We start from the raw sequence: 25,695 nt of genomic DNA, 5'->3' as shown, positions 1-25,695 counted from the left end.
AGGGGAAACAAGAGGTTACAGTGCCTCATATTCTGCTTTGGTCACTTGTGATACAAATCGCATTTTTGGTGCTGAAGATAAATAACCGAACAAGGACTCCCTGTGTTGACCGTACGAGCGGCCCGAACCGATGATCTGGGCGCCATCGTTAATCTGGAACGCTACTGCTTTCCCCCTGAAGTCGCCTTTGGCCGCAGCCGCTGGCACTATCTGCTGACCCACGCCAAGGGACGTACCCTGCTGCTGCTGGATGAAAAAAATCTGTTGATGGGTTACCTCTGCCTGCTGGAGCACCGAGGCTGGGATCGACTGGTCATTCAGGCACTGGCGATCCGCTGGACGGTACGCCGTCTGGGCTGGGCCCGCCGCCTGCTGGAACAGGTGATCCGTGAGGGCAAGGCTGCCGGTTGGGGGGCGGTTCGCCTCGAAGTGGGGGATGCCAATGAAGAGGCGCTGGCCCTCTATCAGGGGTTGGGATTTCGTCCCCAGCAGCGGCTGGCGAATTACTATGGCCGTGACCAGCATGCACACCGGCTGGTGCTGCCGCTGGTGAGTGATGAGGAGATCCTGCTGCGGCGTCAGGCTCGCAAGCGGCTCTCACAGGCCCGCTAGTTATGTTGAACGAGCAGAGTGGAGGATCAGGATGAGCTGCGACAACTGCCTTGCCACCGCCATCAAGGCCAAACTGGGGCGCTGCCCGGCCTGCGCCGGCCAGACCTTGGTCATCGGCCTGATCGGCTGGCTGGTCTGGTGGTGGTGTGGCGCCGATACGTCGGTCAATGCCCTCACTGGCCTGCTGTTTGCGCTGGGGGGCTCGGGCCTGTTGCTGCTCCATCTGGTGGTATTTGTCTGGCGCAAGGCGACCGGACGTGAATTGAGCGATGAATGAATCTGAATAGATTCAAAAAGATAAATAACAATATCGGTGTAGATATGGAGGTTCAGATGATTGCAATGGTAACGGGCGCCTCGTCCGGTTTTGGTGAAGCCATCAGCCGCCAGCTGGTGCAGGCGGGCTACAAGGTGATCGGCACCGGTCGCCGTGCCGAGCGGCTGGCCGCGCTGGCTGACGAGCTGGGCGAGCAGTTTCTGCCGCTGGTGTTTGACGTGCAGGACAAGGCGGCCACCCGCGCCGCCATCGCCAGTCTGCCGGCCGCCTGGAGCGAAGTGGATCTGCTGGTCAACAACGCCGGTCTGGCGCTGGGGCTGGAACCGGCCCACAAGGCGGATCTGGAAGATTGGGAGCAGATGATCGCCACCAACATCAGCGGTCTGACCCTGCTCACCCGCCTGCTGCTGCCGGGCATGGTGGCGCGCAATCGCGGCCACGTTATCAATATCGGCTCCATCGCGGGCACCTACCCCTATCCGGGCGGCAACGTCTACGGCGCTACCAAGGCGTTCGTGAAGCAGTTCAGCCTCAACCTGCGCGCCGATCTGGCGGGCACCGCCATCCGCGTCACCAACGTGGAGCCGGGCCTGTGCGGCGGCACCGAGTTCTCCAACGTGCGCTTCCACGGTGACGATGCCAAGGCTGCGACCGTTTATCAGGGGGTGGAGGCGATCCAACCAGATGATATCGCCAATACCGTGCTCTGGATCAGCCAGCAGCCCGCCCACGTCAACATCAACAGCATCGAGATCATGCCGGTGGCGCAGACCTTCGGCCCGCTCAATATCAGCCGTCGCTGATCGCTGCATAGGATGAAACAAAAGAGGCTCCCTCGGGAGCCTCTTTGCGTTGGCGAGCCGATTACAGGCTCATGATCTTCTTGAACTCCTCCTCCGAGTACTTCTTCTCGCTGCTCTTGGTCAGATCCGTCATCAGCTTGTAGCGCAGATCTTTGGCCATCTGGTAGGTCTGCTCCAGCTGGCCGTAGGAGTAGTCGGCGGCCAGCCCGATGGCGGTGGCCTTGTCGTTGGCGTAGGCCTGCTTCAGGCTCTTGTCGAGGACTGCGACCTCCTTGTAAAGCTTGTTGCTCTCCTTGCTCCAGACGTTTCGCAGCAGCGGCAGGTATTTGTCCGGATTGGTATTGGCCAGTGCGGTCAGGCTGCGGAACTGCCAGTAGGCGGAATCGTCGGAGTAGCTGTCGCTGCCGCTGCGATAGGGCAGGGGATAGTTTTCCAGGGTGTTGTAGAGCGGCACCATCACCGATTCGGCCAGCACGCCGTAGCTCTGCCAGATCAGCCCCTGCAGCTCTTTGGGCATCTCCTTGCGCAGCTGGATGACGTGGGATTCGAGCTGGCGATCGACGCGGATCGGCCGCTCTGCCTTGCCCGCCAGCGGCGTGCCGTCATAGGTGGCGCTCAGCACCCTGGTCACGTCCGGCACGGCGATGGGGGCATCCGGCTTCATAAACAGCGGATATTGCGCCTGCCGGGTTGATTGCTGGTGGCTGGCGGTCAGCATTTTCTGGCCGAGCCACTCCCGATCCACGTTATAGGGGTCGGCAATGACCCCGAACGCCTTGGCGAAGTTGAAATCCTTTGGATCGGCGTTATCCAGCAGTTTGTGTTCGCGTACAAACTCCAGCAGCTTGGGCGAGTGCAGCACATCGGCGCTGTCGAGATTGACGCCGTGGATGCGCAGGCCGTTGGCCACCATGGCGTAGCTGTCGTCCGGCACCCGCACCGCGATCCAGTGGTGGCCGGAGCCGATCTCCATCAGCCAGGCCTCGTTCACATCCGCCAGATAGAGGCTGTTGCCCTCACCGGCGCCATATTGCTCCACATAGCGGCCGAGCAGCTCGACCCCCTCTTTGGCCGTCCTGGCCTGCGGCAGGATCAGGGTCGGGATGATGGCCTCGATGACTCCCTTCTCGATCAGCGGATCGGCTTTCTGGGCCTTGTCGTTGACCTCGGCACTGGTGGTGGCCGAGATGGCGACGTTGAACTCGTTGATGCCGCGCTCTTCATAATATTTGCCAGCCGGATCGCTGGTGGTGGCATCCCAGTCGTGGATGGCGGAGTAGGCGAAAAATGCTTTGGGCATCGGCACTTCCAACCCGTTGCCCAGTTTCCAGAGTTTGCCCTCGTTCTGCTGCGCGGGCCGGAAGGCGAGGTACTTGTTCCAGTTGTTGACGCCAAAATCCTCGTTTCTGGCGATCATTACGCTGCCGTCGGCGCTGGCCCCCTTGCCGACGATAAGGCCGGTACAGGCGTCGGCACTGGTGCCAAGCAGGGTGAGCAGGGTGGCGGAGAGAAGACTCAAGGTGTGTTTTTTCATAGGTGTACCCGAAGGGTTGCGGTGAGTGAGAGCCAGACGAGGGGATGAGGTGTGGGGAGGCTGCAACTCCGAACTGGCAGCGGAGTGAGCACGACAGATTGGTCTGCCTGTTATTAGTTTTTCGAACAGATCATCCATGACACGGCTGGCTGGTTGTGATGTGCGCCAAAATTGTATTCCCGAGTGGTTGTTTATTTTGTGATCGAACGACTGTTCCTGACTTTTCTCTGGCATCGTGGCGCGTGGACGGCAAAATGTGCCAAAACAGCGTGAGCTGGCAGCAGATGAGTCATGATTCTGACGCCTGCTTGCGTGGGATGCGTGGTGAGATCCGCCATATCTCTGGATCTCGCACTATCTGACAAGTTGGCCTGTAACTTGCTGGTTTAATTGATAATGGTGGGGCCTGACGCCCCATGTGACCGGATCAGCCTGTGCTCATTGCCGCAGATACGCACCGAATTGGAGCCCCCATGGATATCAAACCCTACAGCCAGCAGCTTGCCCAGAGCGCGTCCAACAACCGTGCCCTCGCCACCCTCAACAGTGCCGGTGGCGGTCAGGGCGGTGGCTGGGAGGAGATGGTCAGCCTCTCCACCCAGCGCATGACCAGTCAGGCCCAGCAGGTGCTGACCTACGAACATCTGGCCAAGAACAGCAAGCTGCCGCCAGCGCTGGATATGAGCTCCGACAAGGGGGGCGTGGTACAGCAGCTGGTGGACAAGGCGCTGGGCTTCGATCGCAAGAAGTTCAACGAGATAGAGGACAAGCTCAAGACCATCGCCGACAACAAGAAGCTGACGCCGGAAGAGCGGGCGGAGCAGAGCAAGCCGCTCAACGAGCAGCGAGAGGCGATGCTGAAAGAGGCGATGGATCGCCTGACTGGCAAATCAGACAAGAGTGACAAGACCAAAACGGCCTGATCCTGCCGCCTGTTGCCTCGCTTCTGCCGGGTCGGCACGGATTGCTCCTTGCCGACCCGGCAGTTGTCCATGGGGTTCCCGCTGTTTTGACCTCACCCGCTTGCAGGCGCACAATGTCCCCGCTCTGTTCAAGTCGAGGATCCCGCCGTGTACAACTTCCAATATGCCAACCCGACCCGCATCTGTTTTGGTGAGGGGCAGATCGCCAGCCTGCCAACGCTGATCCCGCCCGGCAGCCGCCTGCTGGTGCTCTATGGCGGCGGCAGCATCAAGCAAAACGGCGTTTATGAGCAGCTGACCCGGGCGCTGGAAGGGGTGACGTGGCAGGAGTTCTCCGGCATCGGCGCCAACCCCAGATACGAGTTGTTGATGGAAGCGGTGGCGCTGGTGAAGCGCGAGCGCATCGACTTTCTGCTGGCGGTCGGCGGCGGCTCGGTGGTGGATGGCACCAAGTTTGTCGCGGCGGCGGCCTGTTATGAGGGGAGCGACCCTTGGGATATCTGCGGCAAACAGGCGAGCGTGCACCAGGCGCTGCCGATGGGCTGTGTGCTGACACTGCCTGCCACCGGCTCCGAGAACAATCCCACCTCGGTGGTGAGCCGGGGTGATGTGAAGATCTCCTTCAGAAGCCCGCTGGTACAGCCGCAATTTGCGGTGCTCGATCCGGCGACCACCTACAGCCTGCCTGCCCGCCAGACCGGCAACGGGGTGGTGGATGCCTTTATCCATATCACCGAGCAGTACCTCACCTTCCCGGTAGGCGGCGACGTGCAGGACCGGCTGGCGGAAGGCCTGCTGCAGGTGCTGGTGGAGAACGGCCCCAGAGCGCTGGCGGAGCCTGCCAACTATCAGGTGCGGGCCAACCTGATGTGGGCTGCCAGTCTGGCGCTCAACGGCCTTATTGGCTGTGGGGTGCCGCAGGATTGGGCCTCTCACGCCATCGGCCATCAGCTGACGGCGCTCTACGGGCTGGATCACGGCCAGAGTTTGGCGGTGGTGCTCCCCTCGCTGCTCCGTGAGCGGGCGAGCCAGAAGCAGGACAAGCTGGCCCAGTTTGCCGAGCGGGTGTGGCATTCGACCCGCGAGGATAAGGCCCTGCGCATCGAGGAGGCGATCATCCGCACCGAGCAGTTCTTCCAGAAGATGGGGTTGGGCACCCGGCTGGCCGATTATGGCCTCAGCGAAAGCTGCATTCCGGCGATCTGCTCCAACCTCAAGCGGGTGGGGCGCACCGCGCTTGGTGAGCAGCAGGATATCGATCCGGATCGGGTGGCGCGCATTCTCGCCCGGGCGCTATAAGCCGGTGTCGGTTTGTTTCCCAATAAAGAGGGCCGCTTGTTGCGGCCCTCTTGCATGACGGGTTAGCCGATCACTCGGTGCGCGCCTTGAGATAACCGGCGTAATCCGGGATCTGCACGCTGAACGCTTGCCGCATGTGGGGGCTGTCCATGATGAAGTCGGCGGTCGCTTCATTGGTGGCGACCGGGATGTTCCACACCGCGGCCAGCCGCAGCAGTGCCTTCACGTCCGGGTCGTGGGGCACCGCATTGAGGGGATCCCAGAAGAAGATCAGCACGTCGATCTTCCCTTCGGCGATCAGGGCGCCGAGCTGCTGGTCGCCACCCATGGGGCCGGAGAAGAGGCAGGTGATGGGCAACTGCGCCTTCTTGCCGAGCATGGTGCCGGTGGTGCCGGTCGCATAGAGATGGTGGAGCTTGAGCTCCTCCTTGCGGCGCATCACCCAGTTCAGCAGAGGGGTCTTCATGTTGTCGTGAGCCACCAGAGCCAGCCGTTTGTGGGGCGCCATCTCGCGTGCAATCTGTTCCATGGAAATCGTCCGTAGCATTGTTATTGGCAGAGAGCCGTATCCTAATCGAAAGCCATGACGGATGTTGTGTCGGGCGTATTAACTGTGATCCTGTCGAAAAGTTTTCGGGCTATCGCGGCCCAAATAGGCGGCCAAAATGAAGAGACCCGCGCTGGCGGGTCTCGTTGCTTGCTGGTCTGCCGGCTCAGGAGCCGTGGTGCAGTTGCGCCTGCTGGTAGTTCTCCAGCCCGATGCGATCGATAAGGTCGAGCTGGGTTTCCAGCCAGTCCACATGCTCCTCCTCATCCTCCAGGATCTTCTGAAACAGGTCGCGGCTGATGTAGTCCTGCACCGACTCGGCGTAGGCGATAGCGACTTTCAAGTCCGGGATGGCGTCCATCTCCAGCAACAGATCGCAGCGCAGCATCTCCTCTACAGATTCACCGATGCGCAGCTTGCCCAGATCCTGCAAGTTGGGCAGCCCTTCGAGAAACAGCACCCGTTTGACCAGTTCATCGGCGTGTTTCATCTCATCGATGGACTCGTGGTACTCCTTGTGCCCAAGCGCCTTGAGGCCCCAGTCATCGTAGATGCGGGCGTGCAGGAAGTATTGGTTGATGGCAATCAGCTCATTGGCCAGCACCTTGTTGAGGTGGGCAATGATCTTGGGATCTCCTTTCATCGGCTCTGCTCCTTGGTTCGTGCCTGAGGCTTGGATCGTTAGAGCTTAGTCGAGAAAAGTGACAATAAGAGATCTGGCGAGCCAGCTCGCCCGAGTGGAAGGGTGACCCTGTTTGCGGGTCGGGTCAGAAAGGAGTGGCCTGGGTCAGGCCACTTGGTAGTAGAGCACGGGTTGCTCCTGCTCCATCTTGTCGAGCTCGGCGGCGATGATCTCCATGGTCATGCGCACACACTTGCCACACTGGGCACCCACCTCGAGCGACTGCTTGAGCTGGCGGAATTCGCTTTTACCTGACTGCACCGCCTTGCGGATTTGGGTATCTGTGATGCCGCGGCACAAACAGACGTACATAGGATTTACCTCATGCTGGAGTTGAGTGAAATCTAAATGAGAATGGTTCGTGATGCAAATAACCATTGGTAATAAGATCCCTTGCTTGCCACTGTGCAACCCCTTGGGGACAATGCTGGCAACCAGAGGAGATCACCATGCTCAAGAAACTGTTCAGTGCCCTGTTCGGGGGCGAGTCGGCCAAGGTGGCGGACGTTACACCGACCGAATATGCCGGCTATCTCATCTATCCCGAGCCGATGGCTGAAGGGGGGCAATATCGGCTGGCGGGCCGCATCACCAAAGAGCTGGATGGGGTGCTGCAGACTCACCGTTTCATCCGCTCCGATCTGTTTGCCAATCCGGCCGATGCCGAGCATTTCATGGTGCAGAAGGCCCACACCTTTATCGATCAGATGGGGGATCGCATGTTCGAACCCCGCAAACCGGCTGACAGCGCGGCTTCATGACTCAAGCAGAGGTCAACCGGCTGCGCGAGGCGCTGGCCTGCGCCGGTGAGCGGCGCCTGATCTGGCTGGAGGGGGAGGAGGCCGACTGCATTGTCCGTGCCCAAACCCTGCTCGGCGAGCGCATCTTTTGGCTGGGCGCGGGGCCTGAGTGTTATGCCCCGCAACCCGCCGCCAAGGCGCTGCAGCGGCTCGGTCAGGAGTGCGACACGCTGGTGTTCAATGCCTTCAGTGGTTTTCACCCCGACGCCTTCGGGGCGTTGGCAGGTACCCTGCGCGCCGGTGGCTTGTTGTTGTTGCTGACTCCGCCCAGAGAGATCTGGCCCGCATGGCCGGATCCAGATCGGATTCGGCTGGTGGCGCAGCCGGAGGAGGCGAGCCGAGCGGGTCACGGTTTTATCACCCGGTTGGTGCGGTTGTTGGCGGGGGATCCGGCCCTGTCACTGGCTCCGCCGGTTTGTCCGCAGCCGTGGCAACCGATTGGGCCCGAGCGAGCGCTGAGCTGCGATCAGGCCCGGGCGCTGCCCGCCATCCACAAGGTATTGCACGGCCATCGCCGCCGTCCGCTGGTGCTGAGTGCCGATCGCGGTCGTGGCAAGAGTGCGCTGCTGGGGCTGGCCGCAGCCGAGCTGTTGCGTCAGCAGCCCGAGCTGAACATAGTGGTGACGGCCCCCTCGCAGGCGACGGTAGCGACCTTGTTTGCCCACGCCGCTCGTGGTCTCGATACTACGCCGGAACATAAGCCGGAACATAAGCCGGAACCTCAGCCGGAACAGCTGACGGGGCTGAGCTACTGCTCACCGGATCGGCTGGTGCACGAGACGATTAATCCCGATTTGCTGCTGGTGGATGAAGCGGCCGCCATTCCGACCCCGCTGCTTGAGGCGATGCTGGCCCGCCACAGCCGCATCGTGTTTGCCACTACCGAACACGGTTACGAGGGGACGGGGCGCGGTTTTCACCTGCGCTTCAAACGGGTGCTCGATAGCCAGACCCCGCAGTGGCAGGAGCTCCACCTGGGCGAACCTATTCGCTGGAGTGAGCGCGATCCGCTGGAGCCGCTGATCTTCCGCTTGCTGGGGCTCAATGCCGAGGTGGCGGCGCCCTTACCGCCGACCAGCCCGAGCTGGCGTCTGATCAGCCAAGAGGAACTGGCTGATGACGAGGCGCTGCTCAACCAGCTGTTTGGCTTGCTGGTGCTGGCTCACTACCAGACTACGCCGGGCGATCTCAGATCCCTTCTGGAGAGCCCGGATCTCGACATCCATCTGCTGGAACAGGATGCGAGCCTGCTGGGTGTGGCGCTGGTGGCACGGGAAGGGGGGATAGATCCCGAGCTGGCCGAGGCGATCTGGGCCGGGCGCCGCCGCCCGCGCGGTCATCTGCTGCCCCAGTCGCTGCTGGCCCACGCCGGTTTCAAAACGGCGGGGGCGCGCAGTTATGCCCGGGTGATGCGCATCGCCATCCACCCCGAGCTGCATCGCCACGGGCTGGGTTCGCTGCTGCTTGGCAGGCTGGAAGAACACTATCGCCAGGCGGGCATCGACTATCTTGGTTCTGCCTTTTCGGCCGGCGCCGATCTGCTCCCCTTCTGGCGCAAGGCCGGGCTGGCGGTGCTGCGCATCGGCCTGCAGCGGGATGCCGCCAGCGGCTGCCACGCAGCCTTGCTGCTAAAGGCGCTTAAACCCGAACATGCGCCCGAGCTGGCTCAGTGGCAGCAGAGATTCGCACGCCAGCTGCCGACCCTGCTGGCGGGTGAGTTGAAAGAATTGGATCCCGAGCTGGTATGGCAATGCCTGCAAGGCAGTACCGTCACCGCGCCTGAGCTTGGCGAGTTTGATCGCGATGAGATTGAATGCTTTGCCCTGCATCACAAGCCCTTCGAATTGTGCCAATCCAGCTTGCAGCTGTGGCTGGCGCGTCATCTGGCTGTGCTGGCTTTGCTGACCCCTGCCGAGCGCCAGCTGCTGATCGCCACCATCTGGCAATATGCCGATTGGGGAACGCTGGCCGCGAAGTTGCAGCTGGCGGGCAAACCCGCCGTGATCAAGGGGTTGCGGGCGCTGCTGGCGCGTTTGTTGGGTTCCCCTACCACTCGATAGGTTTGCCCTGCCAGTCGAGAAAGCTCAATTCACCATCCGGTTGTAGCCGGTTCATCAGCTGCACCAGATGGCCGGCTACCTGCTCGGGACTCTGCATGTTTCCCGCCGGTACATTGGCGTGAAACGGACGGGAGAGCGGGGTATCAGTGGTGCCGGGATGAAAGGCCAGCAATTTGACCCCGGGGGCCCGCCGGGCCAACTCGATGGCGGCACACTTGAGCAACATATTGAGGGCGGCCTTGGAGGCGCGATAGCCATACCAGCCGCCAGCGCGGTTGTCGCCTATGCTGCCGACCCGGGCACTGAGTACGGCCAGGGTGCAGGGCTCACGGCCAAACAGCGGTAACAACTGGCTGATCCAGCGCAGTGGCAACAAGGCGTTGGTCTGGTAGAGGTGGGTCATGGCATCGAGATTGAGTGCTTCGAGCCGCTTCTCCGGCTGGATCTCCCCCTGATGCAGGATGCCGTTGCAGATCACCAGATGACGCAAGTTGGGGGCCAGGGCGATAATTTGAGCGACGCAGTGGCTAATCTGCTGGTCACTGTAGTCACAACAGAGCCAATGCAGGCGGGGATCAGTAAACCCGACGGGGGCTTGCTGACGACTGATGCCAATGACCTTATTGGCTCCTGTGGCCAGCCATTGCGTCACCAGAGCCTGCCCTATGCCACCCCCAGCTCCAATCACAACCACGCTTTGCGCCATATTCTGCTCCTGTTTCGATTGAGGTGATGACCTTCACCATCGCATCTTTGTACTCTCCATCGCTGTTACGTTCCTTTTTGCTCGCGGGATCAAGTAGCTATCAAGGCTAAGTTGTGCGGATCTCTCCGGTCTGGGCGGATCCATTCCTATACTGAGAGAAAACCGCAGCGGTGTGCTGCCCGCGCAACCAGAATGAGAGTCACCATGATGTCCAAAGACGGGGAAGAGCGTAAATCCATCCTGACCGAGAGCGGGACCAACGAGCTCGAGATCATCGAGTTTCACCTCAAGAAGCTGTTGCCGGACGGGCGAGAGAAGATCGCCTATTACGGGATCAACGTCGCCAAGGTGCGCGAGGTGATCCGGGTGCCGGATACCACCGATTACCCCAATGCCCAGCGCCATATGGTGGGGGTGTTCTCCCTGCGGGAGCGCCTGATCCCGCTGGTGGATCTGGCCGGTTGGCTTGGTATCAAGACCAACCCGGATCCCAGCCACAAGGTGGTGATCGTCACCGACTTCAACAAGATGGCCAACGGCTTTCTGATCGACAGCGTCAGCAGGATTCACCGGGTCTCCTGGGAGGATGTGGAGTCCCCCAGCCAGTTTCTGGAGGCGGGGGAGAATGACTGCGTGGTAGCGGTGGTCAGGCGCGATGGCAACCTCATCATGATCCTCGATTTCGAGAAGATCATCGCCGATATCAATCCCGAGCTCAGCATGGAGAAGTACGACGTTACCCAGGATCGCAAGGTGCTCATCGACGATCGCATGATGGCACTGCGCCAGGGCAAGACCATTCTGGTGGTGGACGACTCGGCCTTTATCCGCAAGATGATCGAGACCACTTTGCGTACCGCTGGCTTCAACGTGATAACGGCCAAGGATGGGGGGGAAGGGTTGGAGATGCTGACGGATTTCGACCGTCTGGCGCAGGAGGAGAGGATGCCGGTGTCTGGTTTCGTCAACGCGGTGATCACCGATGTGGAGATGCCGCGGATGGATGGCATGCACCTGCTCAAAAGACTACGCGATACCCCCTCCTACAAGGAGATGCCCATAGTGATGTTCTCCTCCCTGATGAGCGATGATAACCGTCAGAAGGCGCTGCAACTAGGTGCCAACGATACCATTACCAAGCCTGAGATTGGCCGCATGGTGGGGATGATGGATCATATGCTGCTGGGGATTGCCCCTCCTTCCCCTGCCAACAATATCTGACCAGCCATTCTGGTCATTGACTGATCGGGCGGATCAAACGGCCACTCCTTGCCAGGGAGTGGCCGTTCTGTTTTGGCCGCGAGCCGTGATGTGATTCTCTCTTGTTTCCCGGATACAAGTCATGTAATGATAACTATTATCATTTGATGGCGTGACGGATATGACAGCAACCTGGGTGAAAGGGTGGGTCGGGTCGACCGAAGGTGGCAGCAGCATGACTCACTGGAAGCAGCAGACCAGAGAGGGCAACCGGCTGTTTGACTGTGGCGAATACCATCAGGCGTTGGCCCATTATCAGCAAGCGCTCTGGCTGGCATGCCAGCAACTGGCTCAGTGGCACGATGCCGATGAGGCGGTGGCGGCACTGGTGGTGGCCCATCACAATCTGGCGGATCTGCTGGTGGCCATGACCCTGCCCGATCGCGCTGCCGACCAGCTCTGCTATGTCCACGACTGCCTGCTGGCAGCCTGTCACTCCCCCGCGACCTCACCCCGTTTGCGGGAGGCAGCCTTGCGCCACACCCGCACCACTCGTGCCGAGTTGCTGACGTTCGTTCAGCGCTACGGCAGCAATGCCGCGATCATCTGCTCGCTTGGCCAATGTCTGTGCCAGAGCGAATCTTCATCCCGACTCCATTAATCCGACCAGAGGTAATCATGAGCCATACCTTGCCAGCCTTGAACTATGCCTATGACGCACTGGAACCCCATATCGATGCCCTGACTATGGAGATCCACCACAGCCGTCACCACCAGACCTATATCAACAACCTCAACGCCGTGCTGGAAGGTACGCCGGAGCTGGCCGCACTGCCGGTTGAGGAGCTGCTGCGCCGCTTCGCTACCCTGCCCGCCACGCTGCAGGGGGCGGTGCGTAACCACGGCGGCGGCCATGCCAACCACTCCCTGTTCTGGCTGGTAATGAGCCCGCAGGGTGGCGGTGAGCCAAGTGGCGAACTGGCGCTGGCCATCGAGCGGGAGTTGGGGGGATTCGATGCCTTCAAGCAGGCCTTCACTCAGGCGGCCCTGAGTCGCTTTGGCAGCGGCTGGGCCTGGCTGGTGGTGGACCAGGCAGGCCGATTGCAGGTGGAGAGCAGTGCCAATCAGGATAGCCCCCTGATGCATGGCCAGACCCCGATCCTGGGGCTGGATGTGTGGGAGCATGCCTATTACCTCAAGTACCAGAACAAGCGTCCGGATTACATCGCGGCTTTCTATCAGGTGGTGGATTGGGCCGAAGTGGCCAGCCGCTATCAGGCGGCGCGCGGCTGATCTGGCCGCAATAGAGATGTGGTATTGAGCGGTACAAGACCGCAGCCGCAATCTGCAGTGCATGCAATACCAAACGACCCGCCAACTGGCGGGTCGTTTGTTTTGTTATTGGGCGGGCACGCTGGCGCTGGCGGCGGAGGGCGCCACCGGCACTGTTGGCAAGGTCGCAGTGGGGGGCTTGGCGGCGGCTTCAACCGCTGGTTTGACGGGGGTGACCGGTTCAGTCATTGCTGCTGCTGATTCAACTGGCGGGGCCTGCTCAGTGGCTGCCGCTGCTGATACAGCTGGAGTGGCCAGCTCAGTGGCTGCCGTTGCGGATACCGCTGGCGTGGCCCGCTCAGTGGCTGCCGCTGCTGATACAGTCGGAGTGACCTGCTCAGTGGCTGCCGTTGCTGATACAGCCGGTGTGACCGGTTCAGTGACTGCAACAGCAGCGGATACCGCCGTTGGCTTGATCTCACCCACGGCCGGTTTGGGCTGTTTGAGGCAGGGTTGCAGGCTGCCGATGGTGCTCAGAGATTTACAAGGTACAGGCAGACCAATGGGCACCGGCTCCCCGAGAAACTTGGGCCCCTTGTCCAGTACATAGAGGTCGAGCAGCCCCATCAGGCGGGCAAAGACTTCCCGTACCCGGGTGCGGATCCCCTGATAGGCACTGGGGTCTTCGGCGTTGAAGCCGACCGCGTCGATACCAAAATGACGGGCGATAAAAATGGCACGTTCGTTATGAAAGCCCTGGGAGACCACGGTAAAGCGATCCTGACCGAACACCTCCTTGGCTCGCACCACTGAGTCGAGAGTGCGGAATCCGGCGAAATCCATATAGATGGCAGAGGCGGGGATGCCCGCCTTGATCAGGGCACGCCGCATCTGGCGCGGCTCGTTGTACTGCACGGTGGCGTTGTCACCGGATACGATGATGAAGTCCACCTTGGCATCGTTGTAGAGCTCGGCCGCCGCCTTGATCCTGTGCTTGAAGTAGTGATTGGGGCCGCCACCGGAGAGATATTTGGAGGTACCCAGCACCACCGCAACCCGGTTGTAGGGCACCTGCTCCACCTGATCGTAGGTGTAGTGACGGGCATCCGAGACGATCCACTCGCTATAGGCCAGCAGCGAAGCAATCAGTGCCAGCAGCAAAACAAGGCAGGCGAGGAGGATTTTGGCAAACTTCTTCATGCGCGGTGCGGTCAGGATCTGAGGTGAGGAGTGGCTATCGCCATTCTATTACAACTCGGCCGCTGGCGTCAGGCTTGATGAGTAGGTAGCGCTCTTGCGGGCAGAGGTTGCCGCATCAGATGGGCTGGCTACTACGCCGGAAAAAAGAGGAGCAGCCGTGGCTGCCCCTCGCGTCGTTACGATGGGTCAGTGGGCCGAATCATTGCCCTTGCAGATGTCAGACTCCTTGTTGGCTTGCCACCATGGCAACAGATCCCGGCCGAGCCACGCCTGATAGGCGTCGCTGTCGTTGGCGATCAGCCGGTCCAGCTCCCCTTCGAAGTCGCTCATCGCCTGCTTTTGATCTTGATTGCGCAGCGCCTGTGCCAGCGTCAGCCAGCTGGCGCCGCGACCGGTGTCGTTAAGGAAGCGGTGCACGGTATAGGACCAGGAGTAGACCATCTCGCCCCCCTGCTCGTAATCGAGGTGGAGGATCGCCGCCAGTGTCGGGCGCTGGTTGGCGGGGCGGTTTGCCACGTTATCCAGGCCACGGGCAAAACACTGGCCGTGGGCGATGTACTCTGCAATTCCCTCTGACCACCAGGTGGTGCGATTGAGCGGATAGTGGCCGAAGCTGCCGTACTGGTTAAAGCGGCCATCCAGATAGTGAACGTACTCGTGGCGCAGGTTCCACACCTGGAAGGCAGGGCGCTTCCACTCCGCCTCATAGGCGAAGAAGCGCGCCTGATTGCCGGGGCGAGCCGGATCCCCCTCGATATAGATGCCGCCATTGTCGGTGGAGACGCCAAACAGCGCGCTGCCGTAGCGGCCCCAGTCGGCAGAGGAGTTGAAGATAACCAGCTCCAGCGCCTCGTTGTGATCATCGGCCACCGGTTGCTCGCCAGTTTCCATCAGCTGGTGGAAGCGTTGCTCCTCGTCACCCAGCTCACGGCAGATCCCCTCGGCCTGAGCCTGGGTCAGATCCTGAGCGCGCAGGCGCAGGGTGGGCGAGCAGGTGTGCTCGAACGACAGGATATCTTCCATGCGGATCGGGGTGCAGAGCCCGGCGAATTCGCCGCTGACGCAGGCTTCACTGGTGCGATCCGTGTAGGTGAGGTAGTAGCTGGAGAGGGTCAGGGAGACCTCTTCCAGCATGGCCGCCGGATGCTGGCCACCCGGGATCAGCCCCTGCTGGCGCATGATGGCGATGACATCGCGATCCAGCTGCTGGCGATAGGCGATCGCCTCATCCGGGCTGGTGTGATGGAGATAGCGCATCATCTGGTAGAGACGGCTATGGGCATCGAGGATGTTGTTGAAAATAAACAGATCCCGTGAGCCATCGCGCTGTTTCCAGAGGGCCAGTTCGCTCAGGCCCAGTTGCAGCAGGTTCTGGCGCAATGCCGCCTCCTGTTGCAGCACCGCCGCGCTGAAGTCTGCCTGCTGCCCGTAAGAGGCGCTCTGATCGACCAGATTGAGCAGCTCGAACAGGCCATCAGCCCAGGGTTTGTGACCATTGATTTGCGCCGCATGTTGCACCGCATAGCCGAGCGCCTGGCTGAGCTGGGCCAGCATGGGGGCGGCACTCTGGCGGAAGGCGGCTTGTCCAAGTTGTCCCTGCGCCGCCACGCTCCAGGCTTCCAGCACTGTGCCTGCCTGATCCTGCGGTTCGGCTCCCAACAACAGGGGGTGGTTGAGCAGGTCAATCATCACCCCGGCCAGCGCCCGGGCGACTTGATCACTCTCCTTGCCAACGCCGCCGTGGTAGTTGTGGGCGCGCACATAGTAGAGCAGCTTGTCCATCGCCGGATGGGTCGGCTGGTTGGCCGCCAGCAGGGCACGCATGCCGCGCACCACCGCCATCAGCTTGGCGTCATCGTGGCCATAATCCGCCTGCCAGGCAGGACTGTTCTGGCCGCTCACGTCGGCCACCAGTTTGGCGGCATCGCTATCGAGCAGATCCATATCGGGCTGCTCGGGTTCGGAGCAGAGACGACCATTGGCTCGGCGGCACTCCAGTTGCTCCTCCTTGCTGGCCAGCACTATGGGGCGATTGAGCACCCGGCTCTCCTGCCACTCTTTGCTCTCTGGCAGGGGCTGCCACTCGCCGCCCGCGATCGGGTATTGGTAGCCGCTATCTTGCAGCGTTACCTGAACCTCGCTGCCTGCGGGGATCACCTGACGGCAGATGCGATAGCGGATGGTGTTGCTCCCCTCCTTGCGCTCTTGGGGCTCATCACACTCCTGCTGAGGCGTGAGCTGATCCAGCTGCCACTGATAGCGGCGCCAGACGTGGATCTCGCTGACCTGAGCGGCAGCCTGGCTGCCTGCAATCGGCTGCAGACGGAAGAAGATCTGCTCCAGCCGGCCATCCCGCTCGCTGGGTGTCTCTTCAAGTACCTGCAACTGCTGCCAATCCTGCGGCTGATAGTGCCACTCGGGCTCGGCGCAGCGGCCTTGCGCGTTGAGTTCGCAGCGATCCAGCTCCCTTTCACTCTGACCAAGGATGATGGCTTGCGGCAGCGGCAGGCGATCCTGCCGCTGTGCGGTCGGCGTGCCCCCCAGCTGCTCCCAGCGACCCTGCTTGAGGCCATAGCCGAAGTCATAACTGCTGGCGGGAATAAGCTTGCCCGCCGGTATCCGATCTTCACAGCGCACGAAGCGGATCTGCCAGCCTGCATCCACCTTGAGCTGCGGCTCGCCACACTGCTGCTCGGCCAGTGCACCGAGCTCGCTGCTCTGCCAGTCGAAGCGGCGGTAGACCCTAAGCTGCTGGTAGGGCGCGCTGCTGCTGCGCGCCTTGAGTTCGTAGGTGATCTCGGTGATGCGAGCGGCCAGTTGCTGGCTCGATTCGCCAGTCAGCTGATACTGTCGCCAGTCATTGGGGGAGTAGTTGGCTTGCGCCGAGGATGTAGCCAAAAGCAGTGGGCCTGCCAGCAGCAGCCACCCGGTACCCGAACGGTTCATTTTTATCCCTTTGTTGTTGTTTGTGTATTGTCTTGCGAGTAATCGCAATGCAATCTACAGGGATTCAAAGGGATATCAACCACCAATTAAAAATCAAATGAATCAATAAGATGGTGTGTTTTTTAATCTGATCGAACTGTCGTGGGTTGGCGCCGCAGCAAGGACTCACATGTTTCTTTTTCTGTTTTCAGAGAAGATCGGGAAATTGTGAGTCTGATCTCATTCAGCTTGTTGTGACAAGGTGGTCAGCTGTCGGGCAACCTTGCCCAACTGTTGGCGGGAGGGCTTGAGATTGCCGCCGAGATCGGGCCAGGGGTGCCACTGGTCGGGCACCATAAAGCCGGGCAGGGCGCTGCGGATCCAGGCTGCCAGCTCGGGGTAGGGAACCGGTTCGCCGTGCCAGTCGATAAAGGCGGCGGGGCGTTGCCCCCACTCATCGCTCGGCACCGGCACTACCAGCGCCTGGGCCACGGCGGGATGATCCACCAGTCGCTGCTCTATGGTCTCGGGTTGGATATTCTCCCCGCCCGAGATAAAGAGGTTGTCGAGTCGCCCCTCCACCAGCAGTTCCCCTGCCGCACTGAACCGCCCCTTGTCGCGGGTATGAAACCAGCCTTCGCCATCGAGGGGCAGATCCAGCACGCCATCTCGGTAGTAACCGGCAAACAGGGTGGCGCCGCGCACGCAGATCTCCTGCTCCCTGATGCACACCTCCCGCCCCGGCAGCGGTTTGCCAACCACGCCCGCATCACCGGGCACAGCGGTGCAGACCTGGCTGCCCATCTCGGAGAGGCCATAACTTACTTTAGGCACCAGCCCCATGGCACAGAGGCGATGCACCAGCGGTTGCGGAATGGCGGCGCCACCGAGCAGCAGTTCGCGCAGGCGGGTGCGCGCTGGGTCAAAAGCCTCTGCCAGCAGGCGCCAGAGCTGGGTCGGCACCAGGGACAAGTGAGTGATGGGCTGGCATTCCAGCCGCTCTTTGAGGGGCCGCTCACGCTGATCCAGCACCAGAGTGGCGCCCGCCAGAAAGACCCGAAACAGGATGGCGTAGCCGCCGACATGGAACAGCGGCAGGGAGAGCAGCCAGCCGCACTCCTCATCGAGGGGAATGAGGCTGGCAGAGCCGCGCGCCGAGGCAAGGTGGTTACTCAGCCGGTGCACCACCGCTTTCGGCGTGCCGCTGGATCCCGAGGTGAGGATCATGTTGTTGAGCTGGGTCGATGCCAGCGGCCACGCCTCCTCGCTTGCCGGCAGTTCGCGCGCGAAGTCGAGCAGCAAGGGTTGCCAGTTTCCCGTCGGGATCTCCCCTGCTGACCAGAAGGCGCCAGCATCGAGTTGCACCGCCAGCTCGCGCTGCTTTTCAACGGGAAAGGCGGGGTTGAGCGGGCAGAACACCACGCCGCTGCGCACGCAGGCCCAGGCCAGCAGCACATCTTCCAGTGCACCGCGCACCACTGCTGCCAGATGATCGCCACGGCGCACACCGGCCTGTTCCAGCTGTTGGCACAGGCTGTTGAGGCGGGCATCGAGCTGGCGGTAACTGAGGGGGGCGGCGGAGTGGATGGCAATGTGGTCCGGGGTGGTGATTGCCCGGTGGCGTACCGGGCAAGGCGTCTGTTCGGATGAGCAGGAGGGGTCAATCACGGTAATACAGTTGCTCCAGTCGGCTCAGATCCGGTTTGCCATCTTCCCCCAGCAGATTGCCAGCCATCCAGCGGCGGGTATCCAGCCCCGGCGCCTGTTCCGGTGCCCACTCGCCTGCCAGATGAAAGAGCTGGTTCAGGCCCAGATCCGATTCGAAGCAGGAGGAGATGATCACCTTGAGCCGCAGTTCGCGGGCGCGGGCGATCAGCGCTTCGCAGTTGGCCAGGGATCCGAGCAGGGTGGGTTTGAGCACCAGCGCGCGCAGTTGCGGGATCGGCTCCCACGGCTTGCCTTGCGCCAGCAGCTCGTCCAGCGCCACTGGCATGCCGGTGCGGTTGGCGACAAAGGCGATGTCGGCAAAATCGGCGCAGGGGTCTTCCAGATACTCGATGCGGTTCGGATCGAGATGGCCGCAGAAGGTCCATGCCTCCTCGCGGGTCCAGCCCTGATTGGCATCCAGCACCAGCTTGAGGGAGGGGAGGCGATCGCACAGCAGGCGGATCAGCGCCAGCTCGTCACGCATCGGGTAGCGCGCCACCTTCAGCTTGGCCTTGTTGGGGGTGCGGTGCAGCCAGGCTTTCCAGTTACGCAGCAGCTCCTGGGGGGAGCCTTGAATGAGGGGATAGGGCTCCGGCAGCGGGTTGCGCTGCTCGGGCCATTTCCGGCGTGCGCAGTCGAGGCCAAATTGCACCGACGGCAGCACGGGATTCGGGGTGTCGCCAGCGGCCAGGGCCGCCAGCGTGGCAAGGGCTTCCGCCTCTGCCTGTTGCAGGCTCTCTTTCGAGAAGCCGGGCAGGGGGGCAATCTCCCCCCAGCCGTCGTTGATGCGCACCAATAGCCCCTCTCGCGCCACCTCCACCTTGCCGTGAAAGGTCAGTGGCTGGGTAAAAGGCAGTTGATAGCGATACAGGGCTAGTGTCATCAGGGGTTCCGCTTGTATTTGGAGAAGTCGGGGCGACGCTTTTCGTTGAAGGCGTTGCGGCCTTCCTGACCCTCTTCGGTCATGTAGAACAGCATGGTGGCATTGCCCGCCAGCTCCTGCAAGCCCGCCTGACCATCACAGTCAGCGTTGAGAGCGGCTTTCAGGCAGCGCAGCGCCATCGGGCTGTTTTGCAGCATTTCGCGGCACCAGCGCACGGTTTCGCGCTCCAGTTCGGCCAACGGCACGACTGTGTTGACCAGACCCATGTCGAGGGCTTGGCTAGCATCGTACATGCGGCAGAGGAACCAGATTTCGCGGGCTTTCTTCTGGCCGACGATGCGAGCCATGTAGGAAGCCCCCCAACCGCCGTCGAAGGAGCCGACTTTCGGGCCGGTCTGGCCAAACTGGGCGTTGTCCGCGGCGATGGTCAGGTCACACATCATGTGCAGCACATGGCCGCCACCAACCGCATAACCGGCCACCATGGCAACCACAGGTTTCGGGCAGGTGCGGATGTCGCGTTGGAAGTCGAGCACGTTGAGGTGGTGAGTCCCCTCGTCATCACGGTATCCACCGTAGTCGCCACGGATCTTCTGGTCGCCGCCGGCGCAGAAGGCTTTCTCGCCAAAACCGGTCAGGATGATGGTGCCGATATGGTCGTCATAACGGGCATCGGCCAGCGCCTGCAGCATCTCTTTGACGGTGCGGGGACGGAAGGCGTTGCGAACCTGGGGACGGTTGATGGTGATCTTGGCAATGCCATCGTCGGATTTGTGATAGAGGATGTCCTCGTAACCGGCGGAGCAATCCTGCCATTCAACAGGAGCGTACAGTTCAGCTTCCGTCATTGCTTCAATCATGACTCGTCTCTTCTTGTTGGTTGACCCACTCCGTGAGGAGTCGGGCAAAGTTATCAGGCTGATGGGCATGCAGATTATGGCCGCCATCCAGCACCAAGTGGTTGATTTTGCGATCCTGGTTCGCCAGCTGGCAAGCCAGCTGATGGAATTTGTGATCCCGCTTGCCGCTCACATAAGTGACCGGCAACTGGCACTGCATGAGCCAGGGGGCGAGATCCGGCTGCTTGCCGAGCGAGGTGGCACGCAGCATGGCGGCGATGGCGCTGCCGTTATTGCCAAGGCGTTTGGCGATCTGGCGAGCGCGGGCTGCCTCGTCGAGATCAGCAAACACCCCTTGCCGGTACCAGTCTGCCAGCACCTCGGCCAGGGGCTCGCGCTCGAAGCGCTGGGCCCACTGTTCATCGTGCTGGATGCGGGCGGTGCGCTCACTGGCCGGTAGCCCCGGGTGGCAGTTTTCCAGCAGTAGCCCCTGGAGCCCGGCGGGCTCGCAGCTGGCGTGATAGAGGGCCAGTCGCCCCCCCAGCGAGTAACCCGCCAGCAGATAGCGTTTAATATTGCGGCTGGCCAGTTCGGCAACCAGCCACTGGTGGCACTGCTCAAAACCATCGACGCTCAGAGCGCTATGGCTGCCGTGACCGGGCAGATCGAGGGCAATGCAGCGGATGGCGGGCAGCCGCTCGATCACCGGTTGCCAGTCGCCGCCATCCCCCAGCAGGCCGTGCAGCAGCACCAGCGGCACCTTGGCATCCTTATTTGCCACGGATGGCGGCCCCCAGCGCCTTGAGATCATCGGCTACCTGCTCGCTCGGTACCCGGATCTCGATCAAGGTAACGCCATGTTTGAGGGCGGTGCGGTAATCGCGTTCGAACTCGGCCAGAGTGGTCGGCGCGCGATAGCTGAGGCCAAACATGGCGGCGGCATGTTCAAAACTGAGGCCGTGGGGCAGCCGGTAGTAGCTCTCCAGCAGCTCCCCTTCGGTGGGCACCGGCAACATGCGGAAGATGCTGCCGCCATCGTTGTTGAGCAGGATCACCACCAAGGGGCGGCTCGCCTTGCCAAGTAGGGCGAGGCTGTTGAGATCGTGCAGGGCGCTGAGATCGCCGAGCAGCAGGGTGGTGGGCTCATTGCTGCCCGGTTCGACCGATTGGGCAAAACCGTAGGCGGTGGCGATGAGGCCATCGATGCCGGAGGCGCCGCGGTTGGTCATCACCCGGCTCGGCCCCTTGCCCGTGTCACCGAGCATATCCATCAGTCGGGCTGGCATGCTGTTGCCGACAAACAGTTGCCCTTCGATCAGCTGGTTGAGGCGATGGCAGACCCCGAGTTCGGAGAAGCGATCGCAGGCGGCGACGATCTGCTGGCTGGCGTGGTGTTGCAGCTCGGCTAGCCGGTGCCAAGGGATCTGAGCGGTGCTGACCGGATGAGCCGCGGCAAAGGCGCTGGCGCTGCAGATCAGCCGGTTGCGCAACCGGTAGTCGGGGTCGAGCCGCGCCGGTTGCGGATCCACCAGCCAGTAATCCTGCCATGGATGGTGCTTGATGAACTGGCCGAGCCGCTTGGAGATAAGCCGCGCGCCAAATTGCAGCAGCACTTCGGCGCGGCCCAGCTCTGCGACGAATTCAGGGTCGTTGAGCGCCAGATCCATGTGGATTAGGTTGCGGCTATCGAAGCGGATCTGGCTCTGCAGATCCGCCAGCAGTGGCCAGCCGAGTTGTTCCGCCAGTGCGGTGACCGCCTGTGCCTGTTCGGGATCCGTGATCCGGCCAGCCACAATCACCCCGCGCTTGTGTTGCCACTCGCGCCATTCGGGTTGCGGCGGGCAGGTCGGTTCGATCGCGAGCCACGGGCTCCATGGCCTTTGCGAGCTGAGCCAGTCACCGAGGGGGGCCAGATAGTCGCCAAAATCCTGATAGTGATCGCCCGGGTAGAGGGGCTCCGGGTACATGCAGTTGAAGTGCACCACCCCGGGGGTGAGCGCCTGCCTGGCCAGCGCTTGATCTACCGAGCTCAGCACGAAGGCGGCGGGAATGGTCGGAGTGGGGCTCGGCAGGTTCTGCTGATAGACGGGGTAGCGGCCGAAGATCCCCTGCTGGTCGATCGCCTGATTGGCGCCGTTGTCGATAAGCTCGTGAGGGCGGTCGGCGGAGAGAATAATCAGCGGCACGCCGGTGAGCTGGGCCTCTGCCACGGCGGGCCAGAGGTTGGCCACCGCGGTGCCCGAGGTCATGATCACCGCCACCGGCCGGTTGCTTCCTTTGGCCAGCCCCAGCGCCATAAAGCCGAGGCCGCGCTCGTCAAAGTGCAGGTGACGGCGAAAGCCTTGATGTGCTGCGGCCGCCATGGTCAGCGGCGCGGAGCGGGAGCCGGGGGCCAGCGCGATGTCGCGCACCCCGAGGCGAAAGAGCTCCTCCAGCAAGAGGGAAGACCAGACGTGGTTGAAGGTGGCGTGCTGGCTCGAAAACGGGGGGCAGGCAAACTCTTCGCTGGTCGGCTCTTTACGGGTGGGCATAGGGGCTCTCGCGGGTTGAAAAGGGGTCATGGCTATCCCAGCAGGGAGAGCACATTGGCGATCTTGTTGTCGAGCTCGGCCCACTCGGCGACAGGCTCGGATCCGGCGACAATGCCGGCACCGGCAAACAGGGTGACGCTGCCCGGCTGAATGCGGGCGCTGCGAATGGCGACCGAGAACTCCGAGGTTTCCCGGCTCAGCATGCCGCAGGCACCGGCGTACCAGCCCCGATCATAGGGCTCGAACTCACGAATGAACGCCAGTGCCGCCTCGCGCGGCGCACCGCCCACCGCTGGAGTCGGGTGGAGGGCGTCGAGCAGCTGCCAGTCGCAGACGCCGGGCTTGAGTTCGGCTTCGATATCGCACTTGAGGTGTTGCAGCAGCCGCAGTTTGAGAATGCGCGGCTCGGTCAGGGTGGCATCGTGGGCCAGCGGCGCTAGTCGGCTGAGGATGTCGGCGTGCACCAGCCGGTTCTCCAGCCGGTTTTTGTTGTCGGCCAGCAGCTCGGCGGCCAGTTGGGCATCAACCTCTTCATCGCCGGAGCGGCGGATAGTGCCCGCCAGCGCCTCGGTAAAGAGGTGGCTCCCTTCCCGGCGGTAGAGCCGCTCGGGGGAGCAGGCGATAAAGGCCTGCTCGGGGGAGAATTGAAAACCGAAGTGGAAGCAGTCCTGGGCGTGGCGGGCCCACTGGTCGAGCATGGCCCAGGGATTGATATCTGCATCATGGTTCGGACTGGTCAGCAGGCTCTCCCGCGACAGCACCACCTTGGGGGTGTGGGTCTGAAAATCGGGGGCGGTGACCCGCTCCACCAGCGCCTGCCACTGGGCGGGGCCGGGGCAATCCTGTCGCTGCCAGGGCTGTTTTTGCAGGGCGGGCAGCGGGGCTTCCGGGCGCAGGGCATCGAGGGCCGCTTCGGCCGCCTGCAGTTCGGCCGCGAGGTTGTCGTCATCCAGCCAGAGGTTGAGGCAGAGGCTGACGCACTCGCCACGGCGCACCAGCTCGATGCGGGGCAACACGAAACGGCAGGGGCCAAACCCTTGCCAGCCGGATTGGGCCGGATCGAACGCCAGTCCGCCATAGTAGCGGGGGCTGTCGTCGTGATGCTGGCTGGCCGCGTTGGCGCACACCCGTTTGATGGCGTGTGGCTCGGTCAGCTCATGGATGGCGCCCAGCGCGACATATTCGGGACGATCCTGGCCACGGGCCTGCCAGTAGATGCGGGGATAGAGGGTTTGCGCCGCGAGCCAGCCCAGAAAGGAGCGGATTTCGATCGCCACTCGCAACCGTACGAAGCCGCTGACGTTGCTGTGACGCAGGGCGTCCAGTTGTTGCTTGATATGGGTCTGAGCCAACATGGATTCTTTTCTGAGCCGGATAGTAACGACTGATCCTGCAGTGATGGGTGCCGGGTTGCACCGATCTTTATGTAGGTTTCAGTGGGTTTATGCCAAAGGGCGAGGATTTCCTATATATTATCCGTCCATTCGTCCATGTAAATCGCCCGAGGGTGTTTCACTCTCTGGGGCCAAGTATACCCAAATCCGGTTCGATAACCCTTAACACGATCAATATCCGATTGTTTGGCCATCACAATATGACAAATACCTTCTCTGTTTGGTTGCTGGCGGCGCGTTTGCGAACACTGCCACTGGCCTGCTCTTCCATCCTGCTGGGCGCGGGACTGGCTGCCAGTCGTGGTGCCTTCGATGGCACCATCATGGTGCTCTCGCTGCTGACCGCCATTCTGCTGCAGATCCTTTCCAATCTGGCCAACGATTACGGCGATGCGGTCTCCGGCGCCGACAATGGCGATCGGATCGGCCCGCAGCGCGCCGTGGTTTCTGGCCTTATTACCCAAAAGCAGATGCGGGTAGCGATGGCGCTCACCGCGCTGGCGGCGGTGGCCAGCGGTCTGCTGCTGCTGGGTTGCGCCTTCGGTGGTCAGTGGCTGCAGATCCTGGCATTTGTGGTGCTGGGTGGCGCAGCCATCGTCGCGGCGGTGACCTATACCGTGGGCAAGACTCCTTACGGTTATCGCGGGTTCGGCGATATTTCGGTGTTTCTGTTCTTCGGTCTGCTGGGGGTGCTCGGCTCCTACTACCTCTTCACCAAGACGCTGGAGTGGGATCTGCTGTTGCCTGCCACCGCCTGTGGCCTGCTGGCCACCGCCGTGCTCAATATCAACAATGTGCGCGATATCGAGACCGACGCCGCCAGCGGCAAGATCACTCTGGCGGTGCGCCTTGGCCGCAACCGTGCCATCGCCTATCACTGGGTACTGCTGGGGGCGGCGTTGCTGGCAACCATCGCCTTTATCCTGATCCAGCCCGCCAGTTTCTGGCCGTGGATCTTCCTGCCCGCCATGAAGCCTCTCAGCGATGCGGCCCGTACCTTGCGCGAAAGCTACGATGGCGAGGTGCTGACCGGTTCCCTCAAGAAGACCGCCATCAGCGCCTTTCTGTTCAGTCTGCTGCTCTCCATCGGGTTGGCGCTCTCCTGATGAGCGACCTGCTTGTTGTTATGTGAAACGGGCTCCCGAGGCGGGAGCCCTTTTTGTGTGCCGATGCGACGCGTTGGTACTGAATCAGTCAGACAGGAAGACTGCCATGCGTGCATCACTCAAACAGAAAATCATTCAGGTATGCCAGCAGAAAATCGCCCAGAAGGGGGAGACGGTCGGGCTCTCCTTTTATGCTTTTTTTGCCAATCGCAATGACGATCCCGAGTTGTTGATGGAGGCGGCGACCTGGTGGATCCAGACCCACAAGCTCGATCACTTTGAGAAGGCCAAGAGAATTCTCCTGCTGGTCGAGCAGGAGTGAAAGTCGGTTGCAATGAAACGCAATGAAACAGAGAGGGCTCCCAAGCGGGAGCCCTCTCTGTTGGTGGTCGATG

The 25,695-nt window shown here is 61.8% G+C and carries 25 protein-coding genes; 12 read left to right on the top strand and 13 right to left on the bottom strand.

What is annotated here, in order from left to right; translation table 11 throughout:
- The first annotated feature begins 102 nt into the window (after positions 1-102).
- Genes CF137_RS15830 through CF137_RS15820 form a run of 3 tightly spaced genes read left to right on the top strand, consistent with a single transcriptional unit; the run spans position 103 to position 1,692 of the window.
- On the top strand, positions 103-612 hold the full coding sequence (locus CF137_RS15830) for a GNAT family N-acetyltransferase (protein ID WP_042023121.1): 510 nt from the start codon (positions 103-105) through the stop codon (positions 610-612).
- 31 nt (positions 613-643) lie between these two features.
- Positions 644-889, top strand: coding sequence for a DUF3624 domain-containing protein (locus CF137_RS15825; protein ID WP_101315900.1), 246 nt, complete (start codon positions 644-646; stop codon positions 887-889).
- Positions 890-945: 56 nt separating this feature from the next.
- The gene (locus CF137_RS15820) at positions 946-1,692 is read left to right on the top strand and encodes an SDR family oxidoreductase (protein WP_139720191.1); all 747 of its coding nucleotides are present in this window, start codon (positions 946-948) and stop codon (positions 1,690-1,692) included.
- A 61-nt stretch (positions 1,693-1,753) separates the two neighbouring features.
- Here the strand turns inward: CF137_RS15820 and CF137_RS15815 are convergent, their stop codons facing one another.
- Positions 1,754-3,226, bottom strand: a complete 1,473-nt coding sequence (locus CF137_RS15815; protein WP_139720189.1) for a C69 family dipeptidase — start codon at positions 3,224-3,226, stop codon at positions 1,754-1,756.
- 473 nt (positions 3,227-3,699) lie between these two features.
- Between CF137_RS15815 and CF137_RS15810 the strand changes: the two genes are divergently transcribed.
- Positions 3,700-4,149 carry a hypothetical protein gene (locus tag CF137_RS15810; protein ID WP_139720186.1) on the top strand — a complete coding sequence of 150 codons (450 nt, stop codon included), beginning with the start codon at positions 3,700-3,702 and terminating at the stop codon, positions 4,147-4,149.
- A gap of 147 nt (positions 4,150-4,296) precedes the next feature.
- The gene (locus tag CF137_RS15805; protein ID WP_139720183.1) at positions 4,297-5,448 is read left to right on the top strand and encodes an iron-containing alcohol dehydrogenase; all 1,152 of its coding nucleotides are present in this window, start codon (positions 4,297-4,299) and stop codon (positions 5,446-5,448) included.
- 70 nt (positions 5,449-5,518) lie between these two features.
- Here CF137_RS15805 and CF137_RS15800 read toward each other — a convergent pair whose 3' ends face one another.
- The 3 genes from CF137_RS15800 to CF137_RS15790 form a co-directional block, all read right to left on the bottom strand.
- Positions 5,519-5,977, bottom strand: a complete 459-nt coding sequence (locus CF137_RS15800) for a methylglyoxal synthase (protein WP_101315892.1) — start codon at positions 5,975-5,977, stop codon at positions 5,519-5,521.
- Between the two features lie 184 nt (positions 5,978-6,161).
- Complete coding sequence (bfr, locus tag CF137_RS15795; RefSeq protein ID WP_098970749.1) at positions 6,162-6,638, bottom strand: bacterioferritin; 477 nt, start codon at positions 6,636-6,638, stop codon at positions 6,162-6,164.
- Between the two features lie 144 nt (positions 6,639-6,782).
- Positions 6,783-6,989 carry a bacterioferritin-associated ferredoxin gene (locus CF137_RS15790; protein WP_162515564.1) on the bottom strand — a complete coding sequence of 69 codons (207 nt, stop codon included), beginning with the start codon at positions 6,987-6,989 and terminating at the stop codon, positions 6,783-6,785.
- Between the two features lie 137 nt (positions 6,990-7,126).
- On the opposite strand from CF137_RS15790, the gene CF137_RS15785 reads away from it, so the two are divergent.
- On the top strand, positions 7,127-7,438 hold the full coding sequence (locus CF137_RS15785; protein WP_101323488.1) for an HlyU family transcriptional regulator: 312 nt from the start codon (positions 7,127-7,129) through the stop codon (positions 7,436-7,438).
- A complete protein-coding gene (locus tag CF137_RS15780) occupies positions 7,435-9,537 on the top strand; it encodes a tRNA(Met) cytidine acetyltransferase TmcA (protein WP_139720179.1) in 2,103 nt (700 codons plus the stop codon). The genes CF137_RS15785 and CF137_RS15780 overlap by 4 nt, the downstream gene beginning before the upstream one ends.
- On the opposite strand, the gene CF137_RS15775 is transcribed toward CF137_RS15780, so the two are convergent.
- Positions 9,524-10,243 carry an SDR family NAD(P)-dependent oxidoreductase gene (locus CF137_RS15775; protein ID WP_139720177.1) on the bottom strand — a complete coding sequence of 240 codons (720 nt, stop codon included), beginning with the start codon at positions 10,241-10,243 and terminating at the stop codon, positions 9,524-9,526. The two genes, CF137_RS15780 and CF137_RS15775, sit on opposite strands and share 14 nt — an antisense overlap.
- Positions 10,244-10,447: 204 nt before the next feature.
- Between CF137_RS15775 and CF137_RS15770 the strand changes: the two genes are divergently transcribed.
- From CF137_RS15770 to CF137_RS15760, 3 genes are all read left to right on the top strand, one after another.
- On the top strand, positions 10,448-11,464 hold the full coding sequence (locus tag CF137_RS15770) for a chemotaxis protein CheV (protein ID WP_101346163.1): 1,017 nt from the start codon (positions 10,448-10,450) through the stop codon (positions 11,462-11,464).
- 160 nt (positions 11,465-11,624) lie between these two features.
- Positions 11,625-12,104: a tetratricopeptide repeat protein gene (locus CF137_RS15765; RefSeq protein WP_139720175.1), complete on the top strand. Its 480-nt coding sequence runs from the start codon at positions 11,625-11,627 to the stop codon at positions 12,102-12,104.
- Between the two features lie 17 nt (positions 12,105-12,121).
- Positions 12,122-12,736, top strand: coding sequence for a superoxide dismutase (locus tag CF137_RS15760; protein ID WP_139720173.1), 615 nt, complete (start codon positions 12,122-12,124; stop codon positions 12,734-12,736).
- Positions 12,737-12,841: 105 nt separating this feature from the next.
- On the opposite strand, the gene CF137_RS15755 is transcribed toward CF137_RS15760, so the two are convergent.
- The 8 genes from CF137_RS15755 to CF137_RS15720 all read right to left on the bottom strand — a co-directional run bounded on the left by CF137_RS15755 (position 12,842) and on the right by CF137_RS15720 (position 24,155).
- The gene (locus CF137_RS15755; RefSeq protein WP_139720171.1) at positions 12,842-13,915 is read right to left on the bottom strand and encodes a SanA/YdcF family protein; all 1,074 of its coding nucleotides are present in this window, start codon (positions 13,913-13,915) and stop codon (positions 12,842-12,844) included.
- Positions 13,916-14,101: 186 nt separating this feature from the next.
- Positions 14,102-16,861, bottom strand: a complete 2,760-nt coding sequence (locus CF137_RS15750) for a collagenase (protein WP_139720168.1) — start codon at positions 16,859-16,861, stop codon at positions 14,102-14,104.
- 219 nt (positions 16,862-17,080) lie between these two features.
- On the bottom strand, positions 17,081-18,508 hold the full coding sequence (locus CF137_RS15745) for an AMP-binding protein (protein WP_139720165.1): 1,428 nt from the start codon (positions 18,506-18,508) through the stop codon (positions 17,081-17,083).
- Entirely contained in the window at positions 18,501-19,430 is a 930-nt protein-coding gene (gene menC / locus CF137_RS15740; RefSeq protein WP_139720163.1) for an o-succinylbenzoate synthase, read from the bottom strand. The genes CF137_RS15745 and menC overlap by 8 nt, the downstream gene beginning before the upstream one ends.
- Complete coding sequence (menB, locus tag CF137_RS15735; protein WP_101315866.1) at positions 19,430-20,290, bottom strand: 1,4-dihydroxy-2-naphthoyl-CoA synthase; 861 nt, start codon at positions 20,288-20,290, stop codon at positions 19,430-19,432. The genes menC and menB overlap by 1 nt, the downstream gene beginning before the upstream one ends.
- Positions 20,283-21,080 (bottom strand): 2-succinyl-6-hydroxy-2,4-cyclohexadiene-1-carboxylate synthase, encoded by a 798-nt coding sequence (gene menH, locus CF137_RS15730; protein WP_139720160.1) that lies wholly within the window; start codon positions 21,078-21,080, stop codon positions 20,283-20,285. Before menH ends, menB begins: the two co-directional genes overlap by 8 nt.
- A complete protein-coding gene (gene menD / locus CF137_RS15725; RefSeq protein WP_139720158.1) occupies positions 21,040-22,800 on the bottom strand; it encodes a 2-succinyl-5-enolpyruvyl-6-hydroxy-3-cyclohexene-1-carboxylic-acid synthase in 1,761 nt (586 codons plus the stop codon). Before menD ends, menH begins: the two co-directional genes overlap by 41 nt.
- Before the next feature lie 32 nt (positions 22,801-22,832).
- Positions 22,833-24,155, bottom strand: a complete 1,323-nt coding sequence (locus CF137_RS15720) for an isochorismate synthase (protein WP_139691808.1) — start codon at positions 24,153-24,155, stop codon at positions 22,833-22,835.
- A 239-nt stretch (positions 24,156-24,394) separates the two neighbouring features.
- On the opposite strand from CF137_RS15720, the gene CF137_RS15715 reads away from it, so the two are divergent.
- Positions 24,395-25,300 carry a 1,4-dihydroxy-2-naphthoate polyprenyltransferase gene (locus CF137_RS15715; RefSeq protein ID WP_162515956.1) on the top strand — a complete coding sequence of 302 codons (906 nt, stop codon included), beginning with the start codon at positions 24,395-24,397 and terminating at the stop codon, positions 25,298-25,300.
- A 106-nt stretch (positions 25,301-25,406) separates the two neighbouring features.
- Positions 25,407-25,622, top strand: coding sequence for a DUF6500 family protein (locus tag CF137_RS15710; RefSeq protein WP_139720154.1), 216 nt, complete (start codon positions 25,407-25,409; stop codon positions 25,620-25,622).
- The last annotated feature ends 73 nt before the right edge of the window (positions 25,623-25,695 follow it).

It is taken from the genome of Aeromonas sobria (assembly GCF_006243315.1).
Lineage (GTDB): Bacteria > Pseudomonadota > Gammaproteobacteria > Enterobacterales > Aeromonadaceae > Aeromonas > Aeromonas sobria_A.
The sequence above is the reverse complement of the archived record's forward strand: the minus strand, read 5'-3'. Positions and strand labels throughout refer to the sequence as shown.

Excerpts from the sequence above, each read along its gene's own strand:
- CF137_RS15790 (WP_162515564.1), bottom strand. The coding sequence starts at position 6,989 with ATGTACGTCTGTTTGTGCCGCGGCATCACAGATACCCAAATCCGCAAG.
- CF137_RS15820 (WP_139720191.1), top strand. The coding sequence starts at position 946 with ATGATTGCAATGGTAACGGGCGCCTCGTCCGGTTTTGGTGAAGCCATC.
- CF137_RS15765 (WP_139720175.1), top strand. The coding sequence starts at position 11,625 with ATGACAGCAACCTGGGTGAAAGGGTGGGTCGGGTCGACCGAAGGTGGC.
- bfr (WP_098970749.1), bottom strand. The coding sequence starts at position 6,638 with ATGAAAGGAGATCCCAAGATCATTGCCCACCTCAACAAGGTGCTGGCC.
- CF137_RS15710 (WP_139720154.1), top strand. The coding sequence starts at position 25,407 with ATGCGTGCATCACTCAAACAGAAAATCATTCAGGTATGCCAGCAGAAA.
- CF137_RS15755 (WP_139720171.1), bottom strand. The coding sequence starts at position 13,915 with ATGAAGAAGTTTGCCAAAATCCTCCTCGCCTGCCTTGTTTTGCTGCTG.
- menB (WP_101315866.1), bottom strand. The coding sequence starts at position 20,290 with ATGATTGAAGCAATGACGGAAGCTGAACTGTACGCTCCTGTTGAATGG.
- menC (WP_139720163.1), bottom strand. The coding sequence starts at position 19,430 with ATGACACTAGCCCTGTATCGCTATCAACTGCCTTTTACCCAGCCACTG.
- CF137_RS15785 (WP_101323488.1), top strand. The coding sequence starts at position 7,127 with ATGCTCAAGAAACTGTTCAGTGCCCTGTTCGGGGGCGAGTCGGCCAAG.
- CF137_RS15800 (WP_101315892.1), bottom strand. The coding sequence starts at position 5,977 with ATGGAACAGATTGCACGCGAGATGGCGCCCCACAAACGGCTGGCTCTG.
- CF137_RS15715 (WP_162515956.1), top strand. The coding sequence starts at position 24,395 with ATGACAAATACCTTCTCTGTTTGGTTGCTGGCGGCGCGTTTGCGAACA.
- CF137_RS15775 (WP_139720177.1), bottom strand. The coding sequence starts at position 10,243 with ATGGCGCAAAGCGTGGTTGTGATTGGAGCTGGGGGTGGCATAGGGCAG.
- menH (WP_139720160.1), bottom strand. The coding sequence starts at position 21,080 with ATGATCTCAAGGCGCTGGGGGCCGCCATCCGTGGCAAATAAGGATGCC.
- CF137_RS15810 (WP_139720186.1), top strand. The coding sequence starts at position 3,700 with ATGGATATCAAACCCTACAGCCAGCAGCTTGCCCAGAGCGCGTCCAAC.
- CF137_RS15720 (WP_139691808.1), bottom strand. The coding sequence starts at position 24,155 with ATGTTGGCTCAGACCCATATCAAGCAACAACTGGACGCCCTGCGTCAC.
- CF137_RS15780 (WP_139720179.1), top strand. The coding sequence starts at position 7,435 with ATGACTCAAGCAGAGGTCAACCGGCTGCGCGAGGCGCTGGCCTGCGCC.
- CF137_RS15825 (WP_101315900.1), top strand. The coding sequence starts at position 644 with ATGAGCTGCGACAACTGCCTTGCCACCGCCATCAAGGCCAAACTGGGG.
- menD (WP_139720158.1), bottom strand. The coding sequence starts at position 22,800 with ATGCCCACCCGTAAAGAGCCGACCAGCGAAGAGTTTGCCTGCCCCCCG.
- CF137_RS15750 (WP_139720168.1), bottom strand. The coding sequence starts at position 16,861 with ATGAACCGTTCGGGTACCGGGTGGCTGCTGCTGGCAGGCCCACTGCTT.
- CF137_RS15770 (WP_101346163.1), top strand. The coding sequence starts at position 10,448 with ATGATGTCCAAAGACGGGGAAGAGCGTAAATCCATCCTGACCGAGAGC.
- CF137_RS15815 (WP_139720189.1), bottom strand. The coding sequence starts at position 3,226 with ATGAAAAAACACACCTTGAGTCTTCTCTCCGCCACCCTGCTCACCCTG.
- CF137_RS15760 (WP_139720173.1), top strand. The coding sequence starts at position 12,122 with ATGAGCCATACCTTGCCAGCCTTGAACTATGCCTATGACGCACTGGAA.